Genomic DNA, 18,813 nt, shown 5'->3' on the forward strand with positions numbered 1-18,813 from the left:
TATGCAAAGCGACTGTGTTTTTAACCAATATGACGAAATGTATATGGCACGTGCTATAGAACTGGCTAAAAAAGGCCGGTTTACTACCACGCCTAATCCAAACGTAGGTTGTGTATTAGTTAAAAACAATGAAATAGTAGGCGAGGGATTTCATCAGCTTGCCGGACAAGGGCATGCAGAAGTAAATGCACTTGCTATGGCTGGCAGTAAAGCAAAAGGCGCAACTGCTTATGTTACGCTTGAGCCATGTAGCCATTATGGTCGTACACCACCGTGCGCAGAAGGTTTAAAAGCCGCCGGTGTGGTAAAAGTAATTGCCGCTATGGTCGATAGCAATCCACAAGTGGCTGGTAAGGGGCTGAAAATACTCAGCGACGCTGGTATTGAGGTTGCGTATGGGTTACTTGAAGCACAGGCTAGGGCGCTTAATTTAGGCTTTTTTAAACGCATGGAGCATGGCCTGCCCTATGTAACGTGTAAAATGGCCGCCAGTATTGATGGTAAAACGGCGCTTAATAATGGCCAAAGTAAGTGGATAACAGGCGCAGCAGCACGCCAAGACGTACAGTTATATCGTGCACAAAGTTGCGCTATTTTAACCGGTGCCGACACAGTATTAGTAGATGACGCTAAATTAAATGTGCGTAAAAATGAATTACCGCAGGCATTACCTACACAGTTACCGCTTCGCCAACCTGTGCGTGTTATTATTGACTCGCAAAATCGTTTAACCCCAAATCTTGCTTTATTTGCTATTGAAAGTGAAATAATAATTTTTACTACCAAGGTTGATAAATCGCAACATTGGCCGCATTTTGTAAAGCATATAGTAGTAACTGCTATTAATTCAAAAGTTGATTTAACCGCGGTTTTAAAAAAGCTCGCAAAGCTGCAATTTAATACTGTGTGGCTAGAGGCTGGAGCAACCCTTGCGGGTAAAATGGTTGAACTGGATTTAATAGATGAATTTATTTTTTATCTAGCGCCTAAATTAATTGGGTGTGATGGCAAGAGTTTAGTTAATTTTCCTGAGTTGATCAGTATGCAAAATACGATTGATTTAACTTTTAATGAGTGTACGCGTATAGGTGATGATTTACGTATTAGCGCAGTAAAAAGCTCATTAAAACCACTTGAAACAAAAGAGTAATGCTATGTTTACTGGGATAATAGAAGCCACAGGCAAAATTGCTTTATTACAAAAAAAACAAGGCGATTTAGCTATTCGTGTACAAAGCCCTGACCTTGATATGAGTGATGTTAAGTTAGGAGATAGTATTGCCACTAATGGTGTGTGTTTAACTGTTGTTGATAAACATGCCGATGGTTTTAGTGCCGACTTATCGAATGAAACGATAGATTTAACTGGTTTTGCTCATTACACATTAGGGCAAACAGTTAATCTTGAAAAAGCCATGCAACCGGTTTCGCGTTTAGGTGGGCATTTAGTGTCTGGCCATGTTGATGGCATTGCTACAATTACCGCCATTACGCCAAATGCACGTGCTACAGAATATTGGCTAACCACAGATGAAAACCTAATGAAATACATACCGTATAAAGGTTCTGTATGTATTGATGGTATTAGCCTAACAGTGAACGCAGTAGAAGGTAATAAATTTAAATTAACGATTGTGCCCCATACTAGCGAGCAAACTACGATAGCTAATTTTAAAGTGGGCACCCAAGTTAATTTGGAAGTCGACCAAATTGCGCGTTATTTAGAGCGGCTTATAAAAGGCGCAGAGCAGCCTACGGGCGCTGATATTTCAATGAGCTTACTCGCAAAAGCGGGCTTTATTAAGTAACGCAACTAACAACTAATAAGAGTGAATTATGAACTTACACAGCGCAGAAGAAATTATCGCAGACATTAAAGCCGGTAAAATGGTTATTTTAATGGACGATGAAGACAGGGAAAATGAAGGCGATTTAATTATTGCCGCCGAGCATATTAGTGCAGAAGCTATTAACTTTATGGCCACGCATGGCCGTGGTTTAATTTGTTTAACTATGACGCAACAGCGATGCGAGCAACTTGATTTACCGCTTATGGTAAAAAATAACGGTGCTGCGTTTTCAACTAATTTTACAATGTCGATAGAAGCTTCAAAAGGCGTTACTACAGGTATTTCGGCAGCAGATAGAGCACGTACAGTACAGGCCGCTATAGCTAAAGGCGCAGTGCCTAGCGATATAGTACAGCCTGGGCATATTTTTCCTATAATGGCACAACCTGGCGGTGTTTTAACGCGTGCAGGGCACACTGAAGCAGGCTGCGACTTAGCCCGTTTAGCAGGGCTTGAGCCTTCATCGGTTATTGTTGAAATACTCAATGCAGATGGCACTATGGCGCGCCGTCCTGACTTAGAAGTGTTTTCTAAACAGCACGATATTAAAATTGGCACCATAGCTGATTTAATTGAATACCGTAACTTAAACGAAACCACAATAGAGCAAGTGGCAAAGTGTAAGTTACCTACCGAGCACGGTGAGTTTGATTTAGTAACCTACAAAGACACCATTGACGGACAGCTACATTACGCATTAGTAAAAGGCGAAATAAAACAACAAGCGCCAACCGTAGTGCGAGTGCATTTACAAAGCACCTTTAACGATATTTTACTCTCAGATAGAAACTCTGAGCGTAGCTGGGGCGTGTCTGACGCAATGGCTTATATAGCTAAGCACAATGGTGTATTAGTTATTTTAGGCAAACAAGAAAGTACCGCAGAGCTTGAGGCAACCGTAAAGGCGTTTGCAGCCGAAGATTCGGGTGAAGATGTAACACCGAATAAATTTACAGGTACGTCTCGTACTGTAGGCGTGGGTTCACAAATTTTAGCCGATTTAGGCATTAAACAAATGCGCTTAATGAGTCGCCCTAAAAAGTATCATGCACTTTCAGGGTTTCATTTAGAAGTTGTTGACTACATAGAGCCGCAGTAATTAGACGCTAGGCTATTATTTTATTTTTATGGTATGATGCGCTGCAATTTTTGCGCAATCGAAATCGCTCAAACTTATTTTTAAGGTTATCAAATGAAAATTATTGAAGGTAGTAAGTACGCTCCGGGCAAAAAATTTGCCATTGTCATTTCTCGCTTTAATGACTTTATTGGTAGTAGCTTATTAGCAGGCGCTATTGATGAATTAAAACGCACAGGTGGTGTATCGGATGACGATATTACCGTAGTTTATGTACCTGGCGCGGTTGAATTACCTTTAGCAGCGAAACGTATTGCGGCAAAAAAACAGTATGATGCAATCATCGCATTAGGCGTAGTGATCAGAGGTGGTACTCCACACTTTGACCTAGTTGCTGGCGAATCAAACAAAGGTCTTGCGCAAGTATCACTTGAGTATGATATACCGGTTGCATTTGGCGTATTAACCACAGAAAGCATTGAGCAAGCAATTGAGCGTGCTGGCACCAAAATGGGCAATAAAGGCGGCGAAGCTGCTTTAGGCGCGCTTGAAATGGTTAATGTGTTAGATAAAATTTAAGTTTAAGGAATTTTTGTGAAACCAGCAGCAAGACGTAAAGCACGTATATTAGCACTTCAGGCCATTTATTCTTGGCAATTAAGTGGCAATGCAATTGCCGATATCGAACAACAAATGTTGATCGAAAACGACGTGACTAAAATTGATGTTGAATATTTTAAAGATTTAGCCAGTGGCGTTGCGGTAAATTATAAGCAACTAGACGAGGCTGTATCACCGCATTTAACCCGTCCATTCGATGAGTTAGATATGGTTGAACGCGCAATATTACGTTTAAGCAGCTATGAGCTAAAATTTCGTGAAGATGTTCCATACAAAGTGGCTATCAACGAAAGCATTGAATTAGCTAAAATGTTTGGCGCTGAAGATAGCCATAAATTTGTAAACGGTGTACTTGATAAAGCAGTTAAGCATTTACGTAAGTAATATTTAGTCAGGTTTTTGATAATTATTTTATCAAAACTGGCTGGTATAAATTACCGTTAAAAAGGAGAGCCGGCATAGGTCGGCTTTTTTGTGTATGAAGGAATTTGAATTAATTAATCGTTATTTTAAAGGCCGTGGTATTACTCGCCGCGATGTTAATTTAGGGATTGGAGATGACTGCGCATTAGTTACTGTGCCGCAAAATTGTCAGCTTGCTATAACAACCGATACACTCGTTGCTGGTGTGCATTTTTTTGATGACATTGAACCTCGCGCACTCGGGCACAGAGCATTGGCTGTAAATTTAAGTGATTTAGCGGCAATGGGGGCAGAGCCTACATGGGTTTCTATCGCTTTAACACTTCCGAGTATTGATCAGCAATGGATTGAAGAATTGACTGACGGCATGCATGAAATTGCCGAATATTTTAATGTACAAATAATTGGTGGCGACACGACTCAAGGACCTTTGAGTATTACTATTTGTGCAAAAGGTACAGTACCCGAAGGCACTGCATTATGCCGAAATGGCGCAAAAGTAGGTGACTGGATTTTTGTAACTGGGCCGTTAGGAGATGCGGGGCTTGCAATAGAGTCTCGCAAGCAAGGCTTAACGATTGAACCTGAGCATCTAAAACATATTAAAAAGCGCCTTAACTTCCCTACACCTAGAGTGGCTGCAGGGCAGGTATTACGTGGGCTTGCGTCTTCTGCTATTGATATTTCAGATGGTTTACTAGCCGATTTAGGCCATATACTAAATATGTCGCAGGTTAGCGCAACGGTTAATATTGAAAGCATACCCACCTCGGATGCAATGAAAGCTAGCCTTGATTTTGAACAACAATTACCGTTTATACTAAATTACGGCGACGACTATGAACTGCTTTATACTGTGCCTGATAGCAATAAAAGTATGCTTGATGTAAAACTGCGTCAATATGGCGTAGAGGCAATTTGTATTGGCCAAATAAAAAGTGGCGAAGGGCAAATTGACCTGTTACATAAAGGCGAAAAATTTACTTTTAAGCACCAAGGTTTTGAGCACTTTTCTAAGGATTTAAGTTGAACAACAAGCGTTTATTTAACCTAAAGCGTCCACATCAGTTTTTTGGTTTAGGTTTTGGTACTGGGCTTGCACCTATAGCCCCAGGCACATTTGGTACTTTGGCCGCTTTACCTTTTATTTTTATAACCATGCACTACCCGTTGTGGTTACAAATAGTATTTGCTGTAGTGATCAGTGTTTTTGGTATTTGGGCTTGTGGCAAAACCGCTGATGATTTAGGGGTACACGATCACCCCGCGATTGTATGGGATGAAGTGGCAGGCTATTACATCACTATGATTGGTGCCGCACTGAGCTGGCAAACATTATTGGTTGGTTTTTTACTGTTTCGTTTTTTTGATATAGTCAAACCAGGCCCTATCCGTGTGCTCGACAAGCGTGCCCATGGTGGATTTGGAATTATGATTGATGACGTACTTGCAGGTATATTTTCACTTATTTGTTTGCAAGCGCTGATAAAAGTAGGTTTACTACCCTTTTAGTTTATTATTTGATTGTTTAGCTAGGTGGCAGCAATATGATGCGATTTTTACTAGTTTTTGTACTACTAACCTGTGCTATGCCAAGTTGGGCCTCAATTACTGATTACGTAGTTAAACAATGGAATATTAAAGATGGACTCCCCTCGCAATCACTCAAAAGTGTTGTGCAAGACCAGCAAGGTTATATGTGGCTGGGAACTCAATTTGGTTTAAGTCGTTTTGACGGCAATACTTTTACCAACTACAACACGCAAAATAGTCTTTTTTTACCAAGTAATGGTATTAATAAATTACTAATAGATGGCCAAGGCTTTTTGTGGATCGGTACCAAAAATGGGTTAGTGGTTATTGACCCTGCAACACTTAGTGCACAAGAGTTTAATATTAAAGGCCCGGTTAGAGATATTTTAGAGGACTCTAAAGGCGGTATTTGGATAGCCGCTAATGGCCTGTATTATGTTGATCGTAGTTTGGTTGATTTACGCGATCAAACTAATGAGCCATCACCCATAGTTAATCCCACTGTTATTACTCAAATAGTTGGCTCTGTGAGCAAAATGGCGCTCGCACCTGAAGGTATTTGGTTAGTAAACGACAGACATTTACTGCGCCTGACAAAAAGCGCTGCCGACTTTTCTAAATTACGCTTAGAGCTTACTGCCAAAGTGTCATTACCCGACAGCTTAGCGCAAACCATAGTGCACGATCTCTCTTTTTTAAATGGTAATTTATATTTAGCCTCTGAGTTGGGTGCTTATTTTTTAGATTTAGATGACGAACTACGTTCTTTCCCACTGCCTAATGTGAATAACTCTGCAGTTTATAAATTTATGAGCGATACCAATGGTGGCTTATGGGTATCTACTTATGGGCGTTTATTATTTCGTGGCAAGTCAGGTGATTGGCAATGGGTTGAGCCAAGTCAGTTAGATCAAAGTATTTGGTTTGCTGACATGTTTCGCGATGATCAAAATAATGTTTGGCTAGCCAGTTTTAGTGAAGGTTTATGGCTGGCACACGAAGGTCGCATTGAGCGTCACTCGGCAATTTCTAAAATGACTGAAACGGTAATGGCGATTAGTAAATCACCCGATGACAAACTGTGGATAGCTAACAGAAGCGGTGTTGGTTACTTTGATACCAATAAAAACTTTATTAATATAATAAACAGTAGCAAGTATGGGCATGCCTCGGTGCATGATTTACAGTTTGATGGCGATCGGCTTTATATTGCTACTGGGCGTGGGTTATTCTTTTATGAAGACGACACACTTTACAGCTTTCCTGGGCGCGCATTAAACGACAACCCGGTATTTGCGATTAGCTCAGCTACCCGAGGCGGATTTTGGATTGGTACTGGCCGAGGTTTGTATCGACTCAATTATAGTGGTTTAAGGCCCTTTGCTTATAATGCATTTTTAGGCAGTAAGTTTATTACTTTTGTATTAGATGCACCAAACTTTGGCATTATCGGTACTAGTAAAGGCGCGTATTACTTTACTGACCGAGGAATAGAAAAAATAGGCGACCAAACTACCCTAGAAAGCGCTTATGTAACCAGTATTTTGCATATAGATGGAGTTGGAATATTAGTTGGCTCGTTAAACGATGGTTTGTTTTATCGTAGTGGACAAGGACAATGGCAGCAATTAGATGCGGCAAATGGCTTACCCTATGGTTCTATTTTTAGCTTAAAGTACGATGAAAAATTAAAAAGAATATGGGTAAGCACCATGAAAGGTGTTTATCGGATGCCGGTAGATCAATTTAAAACGCAGATCCAAAGCTTAAAAGTTGAAGAGGTTATTTCCTCGTTCGATCGCCAACTCGATGGTAAAGCCAGCCAATGTTGTAATGGCTTAGGGCATGACGCGGTTGTTGATATGGATAACTCCATTTGGTATCCCAGTTTACAAGGTGTAGTTGAAATACCTAAAAGCGTTGAGCTGTTTGGTTTACGTGGTTTAAAACCTAAAATAGAAACATTAACTACACCATTACGTAGTTTAACCACAGCTGCATTAGGTAATAAACCGCGATTAAAAATAGACGAGCGCGATGTTACTTTAAAATACACAGCTATAGATTATTACGCGCCAAATAGTATTGAGTTTAGATATAAATTAAATGGTTTAGATACTGACTGGCGATACGCTAATACTCGCCGCGAAGCTATTTATACAAACCTTCCAGCCGGTGCATTTTTGTTTCAGTTAGAAACAAAACGCCAAGGCGAGGATTGGAACATAGCCCAATCTGTTGATTACGCTTTTGTAGTACCTGAGCGTTTTGATGAAACAATTTACTTTAGATTACTGATCACAAGTGGTTTCGTTTTATTGTTTTATTTAGTGTTTTGGGTATTTAGAGCGCAAGAGCGCCGTAAACAAGAAGTGTTAGAAGGGTTGATCACTGATCGTACCTTAGAGCTTCGCCAAGCAAACGATAAGCTTAATAAGGTTAACTCACAGCTTAAGCTGGTGAGCCATTCAGATGAGCTTACAGGGTTACGTAGCCGCCGCTTTTTGTTCGACCAACTACCTAAAGATATTGAACATTTTCAGCGTAACTCACAGTCACTGCAAGCGCAGGGCAAGTCGCTAGTATTATTAATTATAAACTTAGATAATTTTAGCCGTATTAACGATGCGTATGGGCCAATTGCCGGAGATAGTTGTTTGCAGCAAATGGCGGTATTACTTAATTCGCGTACTCAGGGCTCAGATTATGTGGCACGTTGGAGCGGCGATGAATTTTTACTTTTATTACGTGACTTTAAATGTAACTTAATTGACAGCTATGTGTCGGATCTTTGCCAAGGAATTGCCGAACATGGATTTCAATTGCCAAATGGTAAAAGCACTCATATTTCGGCCTCAATTGGTTGGTCGTTTTATCCGCTACCATTATTAGGTGGCCAAGTTATTAGCTGGGAAACCTCGATTAATTTAGCTGATATTGCACTGCATCAAGTTAAAAAACGCGGTGGCGATGGGGTCGCTAATATTACCTTTGATGAGCAGTTAGATGCGTTTGAGTTTGAGCAAAACCCTAATGTTGAACAGCAAATAGGCTTGCTACAAGCCAATGGTTTAGCTGATATTAAAGTATGGATGCGATAAGTAACTAATATTTAGATATTAAAAAAGGAGCCTAGGCTCCTTTTTTAATATGCTTTAAATGAGTAGGGGGTTAATTAATAAACGCTTTGATAGCAGTTAATATTCCTTGCTCGCCTAAGCCCATTTCGTCGTGCATTTCGTCTTGTGTACCGTGCTTAATAAATTCATCAGGGATACCCAAGTTAAGAATGCTAACCTGTGCTTTTTGCGTTGCTAAATACTCATTAACCGCAGAGCCAGCACCGCCAGAAATTGCATTGTCTTCAAGCGTTACTATTACATCGTGGCTGTTTATTAACTCATTGAGTAACGCAGTATCAAGTGGTTTAATAAAGCGCATATTAACTAAAGTCGCATTGAGTTCATCAGCTGCTAGTTGCGCGTTTTCAAGTAATGTACCAAATGACAATATAGCCACTTTAGCACCTTGCTTAACAACATCGGCTTTACCAATTTCAAGTAATTGCATATTAGTTGCAATTTCTGCCGTACCAGCACTACCACGCGGATAACGCACAGCAACAGGACAATTTGCTTGATAACCAGTATATAACATGTGGCGACACTCATTTGTATCGCTTGGCGCCATAATGACCATATTTGGAATGCAGCGCATAAAGCTTAAATCGTACGCACCTTGATGTGTTTCGCCGTCTGCGCCAACAATACCAGCACGGTCAATAGCGAATAACACAGGTAAGTTTTGCAGCGCTACATCGTGAATTAGCTGATCGTACGCACGTTGTAAAAAGCTTGAGTAAATTGCGACAACGGGTTTTAAGCCTTCACAAGCAAAACCAGCAGCGAGGGTTACAGCGTGCTGCTCGGCAATCGCAACATCAAAATACTGATCAGGATGCTCTTTTGAAAAACGCACCATGCCAGAGCCTTCGCGCATAGCCGGTGTTATCGCCATAAGCTTGCTGTCTTGCTTTGCTATGTCGCATAACCAGTCGCCAAATACATTAGAAAATGTAGCCGCACCGGGTTTTGATTTAGGTAAACTTGATGTATTAGGATCAAACTTAGGTACACCGTGATAGCCAATAGGGTCGGCTTCAGCGGGTTTATACCCTTTGCCTTTTTGGGTTTTTATATGCAGTAATTGCGGGCCTTTTAAGTTACGCATATTACGCAGCGTATCTACTAACATGTTTACATCATGGCCATCAATTGGGCCAATATAATTTAGGCCTAATTCTTCAAAGAAGGTACCAGGGATCATCATCCCTTTAATGTGCTCTTCCATTTTACTGGCAAGTTGCTTAACTGGTGGCACACCCGAGAGTAGTTTTTTACTACCTTCGCGAATGTTAGTATAAAAGCTACCCGATAAAATACGGGCAAAGTGATTTGTTAACGCGCCAACGTTTTCAGAAATCGACATTTCGTTGTCATTTAAAATGATCAACATATCTGATTTTACATCACCTAAGTGGTTCATGGCTTCAAAAGCCATGCCTGCTGTAATAGCACCATCGCCTATAACGGCAACCGTTTTGCGTCCTTTACCTTCTTTTTGCGCAGCAATAGACATGCCCAACGCAGCTGAAATAGAGGTACTAGAATGGCCCACACTAAACGTATCGTATTGGCTTTCTTCGCGAAATGGGAAAGGGTGCAAGCCATCTTTTTTACGAATGGTGTGCATTAAATCACGACGCCCGGTGAGTATTTTGTGTGGGTAAGCTTGATGGCCTACATCCCATACAAGGCGATCATCTGGGGTGTTATACACATAATGTAGTGCCACAGTGAGCTCTACGGTACCTAAACCAGACGCTAAATGCCCGCTACTTTGCGATACCGAGTTGAGTAAGTAGTCACGCAACTCATGGCTAAATGCAGGAAGCTTATCTTGTGCTAAGTCTCGCAAGTGGGCTGGTTCGTTAACCAAATTAAGTAATGGATACTTGCTGCTATCAAGTGTCATGGTTTTATATATGTCCTTCGCTAACATCAACTAACTGTGCAAACGCGTTGTTTGAGTTATTTGATGTTCAGTAATAATTTTAGTGCTAAGTTGCAATACGTTTAAGCCGTGTTTAGTGGTCACGTTCAATTAAATAGTTAGCTAGTGACGCTAAAGCACTGGTATCGGCGTCTATATTTGCTAACGCTGCATGGGCTTGTTGTATTAAGTTTTGCGCTTTTTCTTTAGCGCCTAGCATACCTAATAAAGCGGGATATGTCGCTTTATTCGCAGCGATATCTGACCCTTGAGGCTTACCTAAAGTAACGGTATCGCCTTCTACGTCTAAAATATCGTCATGTACTTGAAATGCAAGCCCTATGGCATAGCCAAAAGTGGCTAAATTTTCTAACGTGTTTTGACTAACATTGTTCGAGCACAAAGCCCCCAGTGTAATTGCACAGCTTATTAGCGCACCGGTTTTTAACTTATGAATACGCTCAAGTTCAGCCACGGTTATTACTTTATCAGTAGCTGCAATATCAAGCCCTTGGCCTGCCACCATACCTTGTAACCCAGAGGCATGTGCCAGTTCAGCAATCATTTTAACTTGAGCTTGAGCACTACAGTTAAAATTATGCTTGGCTATTAACTCAAATGCTAAAGCTTGCAGTGCATCACCGGCTAAAATTGCGTGTGCTTCACCGTACACTATATGACAGGTTGGGCGTCCGCGACGTAATTCATCATCATCCATAGCTGGTAAGTCATCGTGAACTAACGAGTAGCTATGAATACATTCTATAGCTGCAGCAAGTACGTCTAAATCTTGTTTATCTGCGCCGAGCATTTTACCCGTTGCGTAAACCAAAAAAGGACGCAATCTTTTGCCGCCATTCATTAAACTATAATGGGTGGCGGCTTTTATGGTCTCGTCAGTATTAAGCGATTGGTCAAAATAAAGGTTAAGAGTATTGGCTACATCAGTTTGAGCATGTGTAATAAGTTCTTTAATAGTCACGGCTATTCCATATCATTATCAAAGTCGGTTAATACAGACTTCTCATCTTTGCCCATTAAAATAGCCACCTTTTGCTCAGCTTGTTGCAACTTACTAGACGATGCGCCTGCTAAAGCAATGCCACGCTCAAACTGTTTTAATGACTGCTCAAGCGATAAATCACCTTGTTCCATTTCACTAACGATTGTTGTTAATTCTTCTAGTGCTTGCTCGAAACTTAAGTTTTCAGGTTTTTTAGTCGCCATCTTTATTTCAACTTACATAATAAATTTAGAAGTCAATTTTAGGGGGAATGCTAAACTAGGTCAAAGGATGAAATGGTTTTTTCGTTAATAAACGTTTTATGTTTTAAAAAATTGATAATTAGATAGATAACACAAGTTGATCTAGAATAGTGCTTAATCCAGCTTTTTATGTTTATCTATAAAAAATGGCTTAAGCAATTCAGTATCTTGCCGATAAACAATTAATAACAAACGTTTGCATATAAAAGCAAAAACCTTTGGAGGGAATGTGGATTTAGCAACCATTATTGGGATCCTTGGCGCAATTGGCTTAATTGTCATGTCCATGTTTATGAGTAGTAGCGGTGAAATGGCTATGTTTTACAACACGCCCTCTGTTGTAATCGTATTTGGCGGTTCATTATTTATCGTTTTATCAAACTTTACTATGTCACAGTTTTTTGGCATAGGTAAGGTGGTTACCAAAGCGTTTATGTTTAAGCTTGAGTCGCCAGAAGAGTTAATCGAAAAAGCAGTTGAACTTGCAGATTCAGCACGTAAAGGCGGGTTTTTAGCACTTGAAGAGGCAGAAATACCGAATCCATTTATGCGCAAAGGCGTTGACATGCTAGTAGATGGCCACGACGCAGACGTAGTGCGGGCCACACTGCAAAAAGATATTTCATTAACTACAGCACGGCATGAGTCGGGTGCTACTTTATTTAAATCTTTGGGTGATATAGCCCCAGCAATGGGAATGATAGGCACCTTAATAGGCTTAGTTGCGATGTTATCTAATATGGATGATCCTAAAGCAATTGGTCCGGCTATGGCGGTGGCATTGTTAACCACATTATACGGCGCATTTTTAGCTAACGTAGTTGCTATTCCTATTCAAACAAAATTGGAGCTGCGTAAAGACGAAGAGGCAATGAATCAACGTTTAATTTTAGATGCGGTTTTAGGTATTCAAGATGGTCAAAATCCAAAAGTAATAGAAGGTATTTTGAAAAACTATCTTGCAGAATCAAAACGTAAAGTAAACACTGAGGATTAACTATGTCTGATCAAGAGTGCAAGTGCCCACCCCCAGGTTTACCTGCGTGGATGGGGACATTCGCAGATTTAATGTCGCTATTAATGTGCTTTTTTGTGCTCTTGCTTGCGTTTTCTGAAATGGATGTACTTAAATTTAAACAAATTGCCGGTTCGATGAAATTTGCATTTGGTGTACAAAATAAAATAGAAGTTAAAGATATTCCCAAAGGCACATCAGTTATTGCTATGGAGTTTACTCCGGGCAAGCCAGAGCCTACCCCAATTGAAACAATTCAACAGCAAACGGTAGAAATGACCCAGCAAATGTTAGAGTTTCAGGCAGGTGATGAAAGCTCAGCAGGCGGAAGGCAAGAGCAGCGGGGCGATAAACGTGGTGGCGAGTCGCGTAGTACTTCCAAAGAGCAAGCATCGGAGCAAGCAATTTCAGCGGCCGATCAACAGCAAACAAACGACTTAGTTAAAAAAATCGCTCAGCAATTAGAAAAACAAATAATTGATGGTGCCATAGAGCTTGAATCATTAGGGCAGCAAATAATTATTCGTATTCGTGAAAATGGCTCTTTCCCTTCGGGTAGCGCATTTTTACAACCTAAGTTTAAACCCATTATTCAAGAAATTGGCGTGCTATTAAAAGATGTGCCTGGAGAAATTACCGTGTCTGGGCATACTGACGATTTTCAGGTTTCAAACGAGTTATATATTAATAACTGGGATCTTTCATCTAAGCGTGCAGTTGCAGTAGCCAGTGAGCTGCAAAAAGTAGTTGGATTTGATAAAAATAGAATGATGGTAGTAGGGCGTGCTGAAACCCGGCCGTTAGTGCCAAATGACAGCAATGAAGATCGCCGTCGTAATCGTCGCGTTGAAATATCTATTTTACAAGGAAAGGCCAAAGAGTCTGATCCTATCGATGTAAGGTAGCAGTCATTTTATTAAAAACACACTTGGTTTAAGCAAACTAAGTGTAATTGATTACAGGTGACTTTTAGTCAAAATTGACTAAAAGTCACCACCTCAGCCAAATACCTCAGAGTTGTTAAATAGTACGGTTTAATAAAAACATCCCACGCTGTGAATTGATATGCTAAACTACTGTGTATATAAACAGTAAAAGAGCTTGCTTATGAAACTCTATATTGCCGAAAAGCCGTCATTAGGGCGTGCTATTGCCGACGCGTTACCAAAACCGCACAAAAAGCACGATGGCTACATTGAAGTTGCAAATGGTGATTGCGTATCTTGGTGTATTGGTCATTTGCTCGAGCAAGCCGAGCCCGATGACTATGATGAGCGCTTTAAAAAGTGGCAGTTTGAGCACCTACCTATCATTCCTGAGCAGTGGCAATTAAAAGCAAAAACTAAAACTCGCAAGCAACTTACTGTGTTAAAAAAGCTAATCAAACAGGCTATAGCACTAGTGCATGCAGGCGATCCCGATAGAGAAGGGCAATTACTTGTCGATCAAGTTATTGAAGAAGCCAAAATAAGTAAAACTAAAAAGCAGCATATTCAACGCTTATTAATTAGTGATTTAAACTTAGCTGCAGTAAAAAAAGCATTAACGACTATGCGATCTAACCGTGAGTTTATTCCGTTGAGCGTTTCAGCCTTAGCGCGCTCTCGTGCTGATTGGTTGTTTGGTATGAATTTAACCCGCGCTTATACTTTAGCAGGGCAAAAAGCTGGGTTTGGTAACGTACTTTCTGTGGGACGAGTACAAACACCCATACTTGGCTTGGTGGTTAATAGAGATAATGACATAGCAAATTTCGTATCGAAGCCATTTTATGAAGTATTAGCCCACTTAGTCACCCCCGAAAAACAATCATTTAGTGCAAAATGGATACCCAGTAAGGCATGTGAGCCTTATCAAGACGAAGAAGGGCGAGTATTAAATAAAGCATTGGCTGAAAACGTAGCCTCGCGTATCACACAGCAAAATGCTGAGCTAACGGCGCTTGAACAAAAGCAAAAAAAACAAACTGCGCCACTGCCTTATAACTTATCTGCTTTGCAGATAGACGCGGCAAAAGCATTTGCTATGCCAGCGCAAAAGGTGCTGGATATATGCCAAACTCTTTATGAGCGTCATAAGTTAATTACCTACCCGCGTTCAGACAACCGCTACTTACCTAATGATCATCACCAAGATGCGTCTGCTATTTTAAAAGCTATAAGCACTAATGGCGGGCAAGGTGTTGAGTTAGTAAAAGCAGCTGATAGTAAAAAACGTAGTAAATGTTTTAACGATTCAAAAGTGGCTGCGCATCACGCCATTGTCCCTACGGCAAAACAGTTAAAGTCGGCAAGTTTAGGTAGCGATGAGACAAAGGTTTATCAATTAATATGTCGTCATTATTTAATACAGTTTTATCCCGACTATATTTACAACGAAACTAAAGCAGAGATAACTATTGCTGGCGGGTTATTTAAAGCAAATGCAAAGCAAGATGTAAGCTTGGGTTTTAAGGTGCTAATGGGTAAGTCTGAATTGAAAGATGAAGCCACGCTACCGCCTTTAACAAAAGACATGTTACTTTTTTGCTCGCAAGGGGAGGTTGTTGAAAAATATACCTCTCCGCCAGCGCACTTTAGTGATGCGACTTTACTTGCAGCCATGACAGGCATAAGCCGCTATGTACAAGATCCACAGATAAAAAAAGTACTTAAAGACACCGATGGCTTAGGCACAGAGGCAACGCGAGCGGGGATCATTGAATTATTATTTAAACGCCGTTTTTTAAAACGTGAAGGCAAATTAATTAAAGCAACCGAAACCGGGAGTGCACTTATTAGCGTGCTGCCGCAAGGTTTAGTTCGCCCCGATTTAACCGCTAAATGGGAATCGAGCTTAGGTGATATTGCACAGCAAGTAATAAGCTATCAGCAATTTTTACAGCCTTTACTTGCCGACTTAAATAGTTTTGTACAACAAGCTGCAAATTGCGATAGCAATGTATTTGCAAAGCTGCCTAAAACTTCAGCTAAAAAGCGTTTTGTTAAACGTGGCCAAAAAACGCCTTATAAAAAGTCGAGTTATAAAAAAAGCTCTGTTACAGGTTAACTACAGAGCTATTATTTAAATAAAACTATTGATTAAACAAAGTTACCGCTGCATTACTCATGACTTTAATGCCAGTTGGTAGTGCGACTTTATAGTCTGGGGCAAACTTACTTGAATGCAGTGAAGGTAATGTTTTGCCCGCTTTTATTGCACTTGCATATTTTGCTTGGTTAACGCCACCGAGCCAAAATAGTGTGATAGGAATATTTTCGTCATTGCGGCCATATAAGCCAAAGTCTTCACCTGCCATTACAGGGAGGGTTTCAAGCACATTTTCATCACCAATAGCGCTGGCAATACTTTGACGCACAAGGTTGGTTTGTGCCGGATTGTTATATGTAGATGGAATTGACTCATCTTCATGTACTTGCACCTTAGGGTAGAGCGCTTCCTCAAGGCCTGCGCTTTGTGCAATACCGGCGGTAATGCGTTTAATTGCTGCAATTTGTGCATTTCTAATATCAGGGTTATAGCTGCGTAATGTAAGTTGTAACTTTACTTCATCAGAAATTACATTATGTTTTGAGCCACCATGAATAGATCCAACAGTAATAACTGATGGCTCTAATGGTGAAAGCTCACGACTCGTAATAGTTTGCAGTGCAAGCACAGTGCGCGCAGCAATAATAACCGGATCAATAGTGGTATGCGGATAAGCTCCATGTCCGCCTTTACCCTTTATAGTTATATCAACAGAATCGACGCTGGCCATAGTATATTCGTTTTTCATCGCAACTTTACCGGCAGGCACACTTGCACTTACATGTAGCGCAATTATGTGATCAGGTTTTGCATATTTACTAAATAAGCCTTCTTTTAGCATGGCTTTAGCGCCACCGCCTACTTCTTCTGCGGGTTGTGCCACCATCATTAGCGTGCCTTGCCATGCATTTTTGTGAGCAATTAGTTGTTCAGCAGTACCAATGAATGAGCTCATATGTATATCGTGACCGCAGCCGTGCATAACACCTACTTTTGCACCGTGCTCGTCTATTACTGTTACTTTAGAAGCATACGCCTTACCTGTTTGTTCTGTAATAGGTAAGCCGTCGGTATCGGTACGTATCATTACTGTGGGGCCATCACCATTTTTGTAAATGCCTACAACGCCAAAACCACCCACATTGCTTGTAACTTCAAAACCAAGCTTGTTTAACTGCGCTGCTATTTTTTTTGCGGTTTGTTGCTCGTGATACGAAAGCTCGGGTGATTGATGCAGATCGAGGTAAAAGCTTTCAATGGCTGGCATGCTGCTATGTAAATTTAAGTCTAATGATTTAGCCGCCAATAGAGGGCTAGCTAATAATAGCGCTGTGCCTAAGTAAGTTAACTTCATGATTTTCCCTTATTGAGATAAATGTATATCCAAGTGATTTAGATATATGACTTGTAATAATTATGTTCAGCACCATATAAAAAACTAAATAAATGAATATGGCAATCAATTCAATGAGCAACATAGTTAGTATCAACGCGCAAAATTTTCAGCAAGTACTCGGCGAAACATCACAACAAAAGTTGGTACTGCTAAACTTCTACTCAGCGCAAAGTCCTGAATGTATTAACCAGGCAGCAATATTAGATAAATTAGCCGCTGAATATAACGACTATATAGTAGTAGCAAATTTAGATTGCGATGCCGAGCAAGCTCTGGCTTCGCAATTAGCACAGCAAGTTGGTTTACAAACACTACCAACACTGGTGTTGTTAAAAGACTCAGCGCCCGTTGATGTATTATCGGGTGCCCAAGCTGAAGCGAAAATTCGTGAAGCATTAGCTAAACATTTACCCGCTCAACAAGACTTACTATTAGAGCAAGCAAAGCAAGCATTATTAAAGTCAGATTTAAATGCCGCGTTTAATTATGCAAAGCAAGCTTATGAAATTGACAACAGCAACGCGCGTATTAAATTAGTACTTGCAGATATATGTATTCAAATTCATAAAGTAGATGAAGCGCAAGCACTAATTAATACAATAGATGTACAAGAGCAAGATGCTTACTTTAATAATATAAAAGCAAAATGCGAAGCTGCGCTTGAAGCAAAAGATTCACCAGAGATTAAAGAAAAACAACAACAAGTAGAAAAGTACCCAAATGACTTAGAATTAAAAGAAGAGCTAAGTATTTTACTCAATGAAGCCGGCAGAAAAGAAGAAGCATTAGATGTACTATTTACAGTGCTGCAAAAAGATCTGAATTTTAACGAAGCAAAACCAAGTTTTTTAGCTATTATTGCCTCTTTACCCGACGGTGATGCACTTGCAGCAAAGTATCGTCGCAAGTTATATAGTATTTTGTACTAAAACTTAATAACTATTACTTTTAAAAGCACCTTATCTAGGTGCTTTTTACATTTTTAAGTTTATAGCAATATAACAGTAAGCTTGTTTAAGGAATAAAAAGCGTAGTTATCCACAGGGTTTTGTGGGTAACCTGTGAGCCTGGCTTGTGTATCTTTGGGGTAAAAATTAAATGCAAAAAAGGCGATAAAAACGCTTGCGTAAAATCTGCGGCTCCCTATAATGCGACCCCACTGAGACGGGAAACGTCAACGCCTAGCGAGACGCGAACTACTCAGAGAGTTAAATAAAACTTCGGTTTTAAATCTTCCAAAAAGAAAGTTTAAAACAAAGTGTTGACTCGAAAAATAAAGGATGTATTATACGCATCCCTTGAGACGCTAAAGCGACTCAAAACGTTCTTTAACAATATAAAGCAATCATCTGTGTGGGCACTCGTACAGATTGAGTTCTAACAGCCAAGCTTAGTTCGCTAAGTAAGGCAAACAAATTAGAGTCTCAATTGAAAACTGAGTGACCAACAGAAGTAACTTATTTATAAGTTGCTTCGGCACAGTCAATTCAATATCGAAAGATATTAAAATAAATTCAGAATTCATTGAGCTGTCGAAAGACATAAAACT

General features: G+C 40.2%; 16 protein-coding genes. 12 read left to right on the forward strand and 4 right to left on the reverse strand.

From position 1 onward, the window contains the following. The first annotated feature begins 1 nt into the window (after position 1). The 8 genes from ribD (at position 2) to J5X91_RS06555 (ending at position 8,606) form a co-directional block, all read left to right on the forward strand. Positions 2 to 1,150 (forward strand): bifunctional diaminohydroxyphosphoribosylaminopyrimidine deaminase/5-amino-6-(5-phosphoribosylamino)uracil reductase RibD, encoded by a 1,149-nt coding sequence (gene ribD, locus J5X91_RS06520; RefSeq protein WP_208834276.1) that lies wholly within the window; start codon positions 2 to 4, stop codon positions 1,148 to 1,150. 4 nt (positions 1,151 to 1,154) lie between these two features. Next, a complete protein-coding gene (locus J5X91_RS06525) occupies positions 1,155 to 1,808 on the forward strand; it encodes a riboflavin synthase (RefSeq protein WP_086993175.1) in 654 nt (217 codons plus the stop codon). 28 nt (positions 1,809 to 1,836) lie between these two features. Next, a complete protein-coding gene (gene ribBA / locus J5X91_RS06530) occupies positions 1,837 to 2,949 on the forward strand; it encodes a bifunctional 3,4-dihydroxy-2-butanone-4-phosphate synthase/GTP cyclohydrolase II (RefSeq protein WP_011329022.1) in 1,113 nt (370 codons plus the stop codon). A gap of 93 nt (positions 2,950 to 3,042) precedes the next feature. Then, on the forward strand, positions 3,043 to 3,507 hold the full coding sequence (gene ribE, locus J5X91_RS06535) for a 6,7-dimethyl-8-ribityllumazine synthase (RefSeq protein WP_011329021.1): 465 nt from the start codon (positions 3,043 to 3,045) through the stop codon (positions 3,505 to 3,507). Between the two features lie 15 nt (positions 3,508 to 3,522). Next, positions 3,523 to 3,933 carry a transcription antitermination factor NusB gene (gene nusB, locus J5X91_RS06540; RefSeq protein ID WP_011329020.1) on the forward strand — a complete coding sequence of 137 codons (411 nt, stop codon included), beginning with the start codon at positions 3,523 to 3,525 and terminating at the stop codon, positions 3,931 to 3,933. Between the two features lie 94 nt (positions 3,934 to 4,027). Then, positions 4,028 to 5,002 (forward strand): thiamine-phosphate kinase, encoded by a 975-nt coding sequence (gene thiL, locus J5X91_RS06545; protein ID WP_041454538.1) that lies wholly within the window; start codon positions 4,028 to 4,030, stop codon positions 5,000 to 5,002. Continuing rightward, complete coding sequence (locus J5X91_RS06550) at positions 4,999 to 5,484, forward strand: phosphatidylglycerophosphatase A (RefSeq protein ID WP_011329018.1); 486 nt, start codon at positions 4,999 to 5,001, stop codon at positions 5,482 to 5,484. The genes thiL and J5X91_RS06550 overlap by 4 nt, the downstream gene beginning before the upstream one ends. A gap of 35 nt (positions 5,485 to 5,519) precedes the next feature. Next, the gene (locus tag J5X91_RS06555; RefSeq protein ID WP_011329017.1) at positions 5,520 to 8,606 is read left to right on the forward strand and encodes a ligand-binding sensor domain-containing diguanylate cyclase; all 3,087 of its coding nucleotides are present in this window, start codon (positions 5,520 to 5,522) and stop codon (positions 8,604 to 8,606) included. Positions 8,607 to 8,676: 70 nt separating this feature from the next. On the opposite strand, the gene dxs is transcribed toward J5X91_RS06555, so the two are convergent. From dxs to J5X91_RS06570, 3 genes are all read right to left on the reverse strand, one after another. Then, the gene (gene dxs / locus J5X91_RS06560; RefSeq protein ID WP_086993171.1) at positions 8,677 to 10,539 is read right to left on the reverse strand and encodes a 1-deoxy-D-xylulose-5-phosphate synthase; all 1,863 of its coding nucleotides are present in this window, start codon (positions 10,537 to 10,539) and stop codon (positions 8,677 to 8,679) included. Positions 10,540 to 10,651: 112 nt separating this feature from the next. Continuing rightward, positions 10,652 to 11,539 carry a (2E,6E)-farnesyl diphosphate synthase gene (gene ispA, locus J5X91_RS06565; RefSeq protein ID WP_011329015.1) on the reverse strand — a complete coding sequence of 296 codons (888 nt, stop codon included), beginning with the start codon at positions 11,537 to 11,539 and terminating at the stop codon, positions 10,652 to 10,654. A gap of 2 nt (positions 11,540 to 11,541) precedes the next feature. Further along, positions 11,542 to 11,784, reverse strand: a complete 243-nt coding sequence (locus tag J5X91_RS06570) for an exodeoxyribonuclease VII small subunit (protein WP_011329014.1) — start codon at positions 11,782 to 11,784, stop codon at positions 11,542 to 11,544. 268 nt (positions 11,785 to 12,052) lie between these two features. Here J5X91_RS06570 and pomA point away from each other — a divergent pair, with 268 nt between their 5' ends. From pomA to J5X91_RS06585, 3 genes are all read left to right on the forward strand, one after another. Beyond that, positions 12,053 to 12,820, forward strand: a complete 768-nt coding sequence (gene pomA / locus J5X91_RS06575; protein ID WP_041454537.1) for a flagellar motor protein PomA — start codon at positions 12,053 to 12,055, stop codon at positions 12,818 to 12,820. A gap of 2 nt (positions 12,821 to 12,822) precedes the next feature. Beyond that, the gene (locus J5X91_RS06580) at positions 12,823 to 13,743 is read left to right on the forward strand and encodes a flagellar motor protein MotB (protein WP_011329012.1); all 921 of its coding nucleotides are present in this window, start codon (positions 12,823 to 12,825) and stop codon (positions 13,741 to 13,743) included. A gap of 202 nt (positions 13,744 to 13,945) precedes the next feature. Continuing rightward, positions 13,946 to 15,886 carry a DNA topoisomerase III gene (locus tag J5X91_RS06585; protein ID WP_208834277.1) on the forward strand — a complete coding sequence of 647 codons (1,941 nt, stop codon included), beginning with the start codon at positions 13,946 to 13,948 and terminating at the stop codon, positions 15,884 to 15,886. 25 nt (positions 15,887 to 15,911) lie between these two features. On the opposite strand, the gene J5X91_RS06590 is transcribed toward J5X91_RS06585, so the two are convergent. Continuing rightward, a complete protein-coding gene (locus J5X91_RS06590; protein WP_208834278.1) occupies positions 15,912 to 17,222 on the reverse strand; it encodes an amidohydrolase in 1,311 nt (436 codons plus the stop codon). A gap of 113 nt (positions 17,223 to 17,335) precedes the next feature. Between J5X91_RS06590 and J5X91_RS06595 the strand changes: the two genes are divergently transcribed. After that, a complete protein-coding gene (locus tag J5X91_RS06595) occupies positions 17,336 to 18,193 on the forward strand; it encodes a tetratricopeptide repeat protein (RefSeq protein WP_041454532.1) in 858 nt (285 codons plus the stop codon). The last annotated feature ends 620 nt before the right edge of the window (positions 18,194 to 18,813 follow it).

Source organism: Pseudoalteromonas sp. K222D (assembly GCF_017653575.1).
Classification (GTDB): Bacteria; Pseudomonadota; Gammaproteobacteria; order Enterobacterales; family Alteromonadaceae; genus Pseudoalteromonas; species Pseudoalteromonas nigrifaciens.